The organism is Algibacter sp. (assembly GCF_049667265.1).
GTDB lineage: Bacteria > Bacteroidota > Bacteroidia > Flavobacteriales > Flavobacteriaceae > Algibacter_B.
Genome location: NZ_JBATHX010000425.1, coordinates 1 through 8,189, shown reverse-complemented (window position 1 = coordinate 8,189; position 8,189 = coordinate 1). Strand labels below are relative to the sequence as shown.

The 8,189-nt window shown below is 35.5% G+C and carries 6 protein-coding genes; 5 read left to right on the top strand and 1 reads right to left on the bottom strand.

Annotation, left to right across the window (positions count from 1 at the left end; all coding sequences use genetic code 11):
- The first annotated feature begins 69 nt into the window (after window positions 1-69).
- On the top strand, window positions 70-1,020 hold the full coding sequence (locus WBN21_RS14835; protein ID WP_424201627.1) for a calcium/sodium antiporter: 951 nt from the start codon (window positions 70-72) through the stop codon (window positions 1,018-1,020).
- A 177-nt stretch (window positions 1,021-1,197) separates the two neighbouring features.
- Complete coding sequence (locus tag WBN21_RS14830; protein ID WP_424201625.1) at window positions 1,198-2,202, top strand: sugar kinase; 1,005 nt, start codon at window positions 1,198-1,200, stop codon at window positions 2,200-2,202.
- 446 nt (window positions 2,203-2,648) lie between these two features.
- Here the strand turns inward: WBN21_RS14830 and WBN21_RS14825 are convergent, their stop codons facing one another.
- A complete protein-coding gene (locus WBN21_RS14825) occupies window positions 2,649-3,665 on the bottom strand; it encodes a glutamine synthetase beta-grasp domain-containing protein (protein WP_424201623.1) in 1,017 nt (338 codons plus the stop codon).
- 428 nt (window positions 3,666-4,093) lie between these two features.
- On the opposite strand from WBN21_RS14825, the gene WBN21_RS14820 reads away from it, so the two are divergent.
- The 3 genes from WBN21_RS14820 to WBN21_RS14810 form a co-directional block, all read left to right on the top strand.
- Window positions 4,094-6,280: a glutamine synthetase III gene (locus WBN21_RS14820; RefSeq protein WP_424201621.1), complete on the top strand. Its 2,187-nt coding sequence runs from the start codon at window positions 4,094-4,096 to the stop codon at window positions 6,278-6,280.
- 369 nt (window positions 6,281-6,649) lie between these two features.
- A complete protein-coding gene (locus WBN21_RS14815) occupies window positions 6,650-7,831 on the top strand; it encodes an AIR synthase related protein (protein WP_424201619.1) in 1,182 nt (393 codons plus the stop codon).
- Window positions 7,832-7,861: 30 nt separating this feature from the next.
- A partial coding sequence (locus WBN21_RS14810; protein WP_424201617.1) for a DUF3078 domain-containing protein occupies window positions 7,862-8,189 on the top strand: 328 nt, incomplete at its 3' end.

Genomic DNA, 8,189 nt, shown 5'->3' with positions numbered 1-8,189 from the left:
TTTAAAAAAACTTATAACTTTTCGTAATTCACTTTTTACTTTCAATTATCTTCGCAAAAAATAATTTTCATGAGTATAATTTGGGTTATCCTTGGTTTTGTATTATTGGTAGTGGGAGGTGAGTTTTTAGTACGTTCCTCGGTAGCTTTATCCTTTAAGTTTAATATCTCTAAAATGGTAATTGGTATGACGGTGGTTTCATTTGCAACCTCTGCACCCGAATTATTGGTGAGCTTACAAGCAGCACTTTCAGGTTCGCCAGCAATTGCAATTAATAATGTGGTTGGGTCAAATATTGCTAACATTGGTTTGGTTTTAGGTATTACGGCCATGGTTGGCGCTATTGCAGTCGATAAATCGTTTTACAAGCTTAATTGGCCAGTAATGATGGTGTTCTCAATAGTGCTATATTATTTTTTAAAAAACGACAATGTTTTATCAGCCATTGAAGGCGGGATATTATTTACAGGATTAATAATCTTTTTAATTGTACTTATTAGGGGTGCTAAAAAGGATGTTGTTGTTGAAGAAGTTGATGATGCGCTTTCAGCAGTTTCTAATTTCCGAATAGGATTATGGTTATTAATTGGAGCAGCGGCACTTTATTTTGGTAGTGAATGGCTGGTGGATGGATCAAAAGAAATTGCCCTTTCAGTTGGCGTTAGTGAGGCTGTAATTGGCGTGTCCTTAATTGCCATTGGCACAAGTGTGCCGGAGTTGGCAGCATCCGTAATTGCAGCCGCAAAACATGAAAAGGCCATTTCCTTAGGGAATTTAATAGGCTCAAATATTTTTAATATTGCATCAGTTTTAGGATTAACAGCTTTAATTACACCAATTCCTGTTACTGAACCACAAATATTATCGAGCGATATTTTTTGGATGCTTGGTTTTTCTGCCGTTTTAATTCCTCTTATTTTTATTCCAAATCGACTTCAAATTAGTAGAATTAAAGGCTTCTTTTTAGTGCTTTGTTATGGCATTTTCATGTTTTTAGTGTTTACAAAAGGGAAATTTTAGTTCGTTTTAATTTAGCAATTAAATTAGAAGATATTACTTGAGTTTGTTGAAAATGGGATTACTTCGTTTTTTCAATAATTATTTGTGCCTTAATTTTTGGTAATTTTCATGCAAATGTGATAAATTAGGTACTTAACTAAATATTGCAAGCATAATCAACTAAATAAAACTTAAACTATGGCTAAAAAAGTAATCACTTTTGGTGAAGTAATGATGCGATTATCACCACCCGGATATTCTATGTTTTCGCAAGCAACATCATTCGATCTTGTTTATGGCGGAGGCGAGGCAAATGTTGCCATTTCGTGTGGATATCTTGGTATGAAAGCGGCGCACGTAACCCGTTTTCCTGATAACGCTTTGGGTAAGGCAGCCACGCAATTTTTACGTAAACATTGGTTAAGTACTGAACATGTTGTTTATGGAGATAATATGATAGGTAAATATTTTTTAGAAAAAGGTGCTTCTTATAGGTCTAGTGAAGTCATTTATGAAAGGGAAGGTTCGGCTTTTTCACTAATAGAACCGTCCATGGTGAATTGGGAAGAGGTGCTAAAAGATGCCGATTGGTTTCATTGGACAGGAATTACGCCTGCCATTTCAGAAGGTGCGGCACAATGCTGTTTAGATGCCATTAAAACCGCCAATAAAATGGGAATTCCTGTTTCTGGCGATATTAATTCTCGTCAAAATATGTGGAAGTATGGAAAAACCATGCAAGAGGTAATTCCAGAATTAACATCACATTGTGATATCGTTCTTTCAAGCACCAGAGGTATAAATGAAATTTTTGGTATTGGTGGAGTTGACCCAAAATTTAGTTCTTCAACTAAAGAATTAATGGAGCGGTATCCTAGAATAAAAAAAGTTGTAGGGAAAACTAGAAATTCTATAAGTGCCTCTCATCAACAAATACAGGGTAAAATGTGGAACGGCGATGATTATATTAAAGCTGACATGTTGGATGTTACGCACGTAGTAGATCGTGTTGGAACGGGTGATGCCTTTGCTTCTGGAATTATTTATGGTTTATTGCATTATGAGGATGATTTACAGGCTTTAAATTTTGCTACTGCTGCTTGTGCACTTAAACATACAGTTCCTGGTGATGTAAATATGGTGTCTGAAGAAGATGTGGTAAGTTTAATGGAAGGCAATACATCTGGAAAAATAAGACGATAGTTTAATTAGCAGCGCTAAAGAGGTTTGTTTTCAGTCTTTTTAATTAGTGTTTTTTATGCTTTTGATTTTTACCCACAGGAAGTTTTAACCTATTATATTAAATAATTGTACTAGGATTATATTACTTGACTTTGTCAGAAAAAAAACGAAAACTTCGTTTAACAATCGATAAAGCGCTTTGTACCGCGACTTTATCTTTGCATTGCACCTACTCATAGCCGAGCGGTTAAACGAAACTCCCCAAAAACAAAACAACCTTTCCAATTAAAACCATAAATACGCAAACACCGCGTTAGGGATTGTAGTGGATAGCCCACAGCCCGACGGAGGAGGTGCGAGGACTTGTAACGGAAAGCCCGACCCTTGTGGTAACGCCCAAATTATAGGAATAAAAAAAACGCTAACAAATTAATGTTAGCGTTTTTAGTATGATAATAGTAGTAAGATTATTTAACTGGTTTAACAGTTTTAATAATTCTTGCAGCTACTTTGTATGGATCTGCGTTTGAAGATGGACGACGATCTTCTAACCATCCTTTATATCCTTTTTCTACAGCGATAATTGGAATACGAATTGATGCACCTCTATCTGAAACTCCCCAAGAGAAATCGTGGATAGATGCCGTTTCGTGCTTACCAGTTAAACGTTGTTCGTTAAACTCGCCATAAACTGCAATATGTTCTTTAGTTACAGGACGGAAAGCTTCACAAATCTCAGCATATTTTTCTTTAGAACCACAAGTTCTTAAGATAGAGTTAGAGAAGTTAGCGTGCATTCCAGATCCATTCCAGTCTGTATCTCCTAATGGTTTTGGGTGGTACTCAATGTACATACCACGACCTTCAGTTAAACGATCTAATAAATATCTAGCAACCCAGATTTCATCTCCGGCTTTTTTAGCGCCTTTAGCAAACAATTGGAATTCCCATTGTCCAGATGCAACCTCTTGGTTAATACCTTCAAAATTTAATCCAGCGTCAATACATAAATCTGCATGCTCTTCAACTAAATCACGTCCGTGAGTGTGTCTTCCTCCAACTGAACAGTAGTACATACCTTGTGGAGCTGGGTAACCACCTCTTGGGAAACCTAATGGTAAATCATTATCAGCATCCATAATGAAGTATTCTTGTTCGAATCCGAACCAGAAATCGTCATCATCATCCTCAATTGTAGCACGTCCGTTAGAAATATGTGGCGTTCCATCAGCGTTCATTACTTCAGTCATTACCAAATATCCATTAACACGTGCTGGATCTGGATATATTGCAACTGGTTTTAAAATACAGTCAGATGCTCCTCCTGAAGCTTGTTTTGTAGATGAACCATCAAAAGACCAAAGGCCTAATTCTTCAACAGTTCCTTTAAAGTTTTCATGTTCTTCAACCTTAGTTTTACTTCTCAAATTTTGAGTTGGGAAGTAACCATCTAACCAAAGGTATTCTAATTTAATTTTTGCCATAATGAATATTTTATAATTGAAATATTGATAATAATATCACAAATATATATTTTTATACTTTCACTTTAAATTTATAGGGGGTGTTTTAGTAATAACATGAGTTATTTTTATTTATACCCTATTATTTTAGGGTATATTTTAAAAAAAGTTAATTATTTAATGAAAATACTGAAAAAAGCTTAAAAGATTTTTTCAGAATTAAGGTTTTATTGTCAAACCTGTTTATTTTTGTCTAACAATTCAAACTTAGTGCCTGGTTGTAAACAGACTATTTTTATAATTTAAATTATTTTTGATGTCATTTTTATTTACTTTTTATGAGTTGATGCACTAGCATCAAGCGATTAAAAACAAGTAAAAAGGGCGCAATAAGAAAGAAATTTAATATTGCTGCGTTTACAACCAGACACTAACTAAAAATATTAAGGATGTCTACACTACGGTTTCATGCTATCAAAGAATCGCTTAAATATAAACCTGTTTTGGTTGAAGAAAAGGAGCGTCGGTCAGATTTATTTGGTAAAAACGTGTTTAACGAAAATACGATGCGTCATTACTTAACTAAAGATGCTTTTGTGGGTGTGATGAATGCCATTCAATTTGGAAAAAAAATTGATAGAAACATTGCAGATCAAGTGGCTTCTTCCATGAAAGATTGGGCCTTATCTAAAAATGTAACACATTACACACATTGGTTTCAGCCGTTAACAGGAGCTACAGCCGAAAAACATGATGCCTTTTTTGAAACCATTGGTGGTGGTATGGCAATTGAGAAATTTGGAGGAAGCCAATTGGTGCAACAAGAGCCTGATGCGTCGAGTTTTCCACATGGCGGGATAAGAAACACTTTTGAAGCTAGAGGTTATACAGCCTGGGATCCAACATCGCCAGCCTTTATTTATGGTACAACATTATGTATTCCAACCATTTTTGTTGCTTATACAGGTGAGGCCTTGGATTATAAAACGCCATTGCTTCGAGCACTTAATGCTGTTGACGAGGCTGCAACGGCAGTTTGTAAATATTTTGATAAAAATGTAAAGAAAGTAACCTCGTCGTTAGGTTGGGAGCAAGAGTATTTTTTAATTGATAAAATGATGGCTGCCAGTCGTCCAGATATTACCTTAACAGGGCGTACATTATTAGGACATTCTTCTGCCAAAGGACAACAGTTGGACGATCATTATTTTGGGTCTATTCCTAGCAGAGCATTAAACTTTATGCGCGAATTGGAAACCGAATGTATGCTTTTAGGGATTCCTGTAAAAACGCGCCATAACGAAGTAGCTCCAAATCAATTTGAGTTAGCACCTATATATGAAGAAGCAAATTTAGCAGTAGACCATAATGCCTTATTAATGGATATTATGAGCCGTGTTGCATCTCGCCATAACTTTAAAGTGTTGCTGCATGAAAAACCATTTGCAGGTGTAAATGGCTCTGGTAAACATAACAACTGGTCGCTTTCAACCGATACAGGAATTAACTTGTTATCGCCAGGAAAAACACCCATGAGTAATCTTCAGTTTTTAACCTTTTTTATAAATACTATAAAAGCGGTACATACGCACGAAGCTTTATTAAGAGCAGCCATAGCATCAGCAAGTAACGACCACAGGTTAGGAGCAAACGAAGCGCCGCCAGCCATTATTTCGGTATTTATTGGCGAGCAGTTAACAAAAGTGTTGGAGGAGTTGGAAGGGGTTACAAAAGGTAAATTATCACCTCAAGAAAAAACAGAGCTAAAACTAAATGTAGTAGGTAAAATACCCGATGTTTTATTAGATAATACCGATAGAAACAGAACATCGCCATTTGCATTTACAGGTAATAAATTCGAATTCAGAGCTGTAGGTTCATTGGCTAATTGTGGAAACCCAATGACGGTTTTAAACACTATTGTGGCAAAACAACTTATAGATTTCAAAAAAGAAGTTGATGCACTTATTGATAAAAAAGATCTCAAGAAAGACGAAGCCGTTTTTAATGTATTAAGAGAATATATTAAGTCGTCCAGACCAATTTTGTTTGAAGGCAATGGTTATGGCGCCGAATGGGAAAAGGAAGCAAAAAAGCGCGGATTAAGCAATAATAAATCAACGCCCGAAGCCTTAAAAGCTAGAGTTTCAAAGGCAACCATTGCCCTGTTCGAAGAAATGAACGTGATGAGCAAAATTGAAACCGAAGCCCGTTACGAAATAGAGGTCGAGGCTTACATTATGCACATTCAAATTGAAAGCCGTGTTTTAGGTGATATTGCTCGAAATCACATTGTGCCAACAGCAGTAAAATATCAAAATATTCTGGTTGAAAACGTTCGAGGATTAAAAGAAATTTTCGAAGAAAAATTCAACACCGTATCAAAAGAGCAAATTATTTTAATCGAAGAAATTTCAAATCATATCGAGGGCATTAACGCCAATGTCACCAAAATGATTGAAGTACGGAAAACAGCGAACGATATTCAAAATGTTGAAAAGAAAGCCGATGCCTATTGCAAGAAGGTAAAACCATTTTTCGAAGATATTCGTTACCATTGCGATAAACTAGAACTATTGGTCGATGATGAAATTTGGCCACTAACCAAGTACCGCGAAATGTTGTTTACAAGGTAGCTTGTTTATTTGGGCGTTACGCCTCCTAAGGTCGTCGTCGGGCTTTCCACTACAAGTCCTCGCACCTCCTATCGTCAGGCTGTGGGCTTTTCGCCGCAATCCCTAACGCGGGTGATTGCAAGTGTAAGTCTTTAAGTATAATTGTTTTTTGCTTTTAAAGAGGTTCGTTTAGCGTGTTTTATAGATATAAAATCGTTACAATAATTTATATCCAATGTTAAACAAAGGTCGCTAATTTTTTTTACAAAGTCAATAAAAGCCTACGCCTTCCAAATTGGTGAAAACCCGTTAATAAAACGCTTTTCATATTTCAATTTAAGCCTATTAATTTTAAAATATTACTTTACTTTTGCACCACAATTCAACATTATGAGTAAAGAGGTTTCAAAACGATATGCACAACGTGGTGTTTCGGCATCAAAAGAAGATGTACACAATGCTATCAAGAATATAGATAAAGGTTTATTTCCAAAGGCATTCTGTAAAATAGTTCCGGATTATTTAACCAATGATGACGATTATTGCCTGATTATGCATGCCGATGGTGCAGGAACAAAATCGTCCTTAGCATATATGTATTGGAAAGAAACTGGCGATATTTCTGTCTGGAAAGGCATTGCGCAAGATGCCTTAATCATGAATATTGACGATTTATTATGTGTTGGAGCTACCGATAACATCATGCTATCTTCAACCATAGGAAGAAATAAAAACTTAATTCCTGGTGAAGTACTTTCAGCAATCATAAACGGAACTGAAGAATTACTTGAAGATTTAAAATCCTTTGGTGTAACTATACATTCTACAGGTGGAGAAACTGCCGATGTTGGTGATTTGGTTAGAACCATAATTGTAGATTCTACGGTAACTGCTAGAATGAAACGTACCGATGTTATTGATAACGCCAATATAAAAGCTGGCGATGTTATTGTTGGTTTAGAAAGTTTTGGGCAAGCATCATACGAAAAACAATATAATGGTGGTATGGGAAGTAACGGATTAACTTCTGCGCGCCATGATGTATTTAGTAAATATTTAGCAAAAAAATACCCAGAAAGTTTTGATGCTTCAGTCCCAGAAGATTTGGTGTATTCGGGTGGTGTAAAACTAACTGACAAAGTTGAGAATTCACCTATTGATGCTGGTAAATTAGTGTTATCGCCAACACGAACGTATGCGCCAATAATCAAAAAAATACTTTCAAAATATAACAGCGAGCATATTCACGGCATGGTCCATTGCTCAGGTGGGGCGCAAACAAAAATTCTTCATTTTGTTGATCAATTTCATATTGTAAAAGATAATATGTTCCCAATTCCCCCACTTTTCAAATTAATACAAGAACAATCCAAAACCGATTGGAAAGAAATGTATCAGGTTTTTAATTGTGGCCACAGAATGGAAATTTATGTATCGCCAGAAACAGCCGAAAGCATCATTGAAATCTCTAAATCTTTCAATGTTGATGCAAAAATTATTGGTAGAGTAGAAGCGTCAAAAATAAAAAAGCTTACAATAAAATCGGAGTTTGGTGAGTTTAGTTATTCATAAAAATTATAATTTATTATTTACCAAACACCAATGAAGTATTTACTATTATTTTTAGTTGTTCTCTGCTTTCAATTTTCAAACGGGCAACCAGATTCGCTTTTTATTAAGGATAAAAAAGAAAAATATACAGGTCCGCAATGGAAACAAAAAAACAAAGCCACTTTTGATTTAAACGAAGTTACTTTTGTTAATTGGAATGCTGGTGGTAGTAACTCCATTTCTGGGTTGTTAGGACTTAGGTCTACTTTGAATTACAAAGATAAATTTTTCAACTGGAAAAATAATGCCTCCATTAGATATGGTATTAATAAACAACAGGCTCAAGAATTAAGGAAAACCGACGATTTATTTGAGGTAA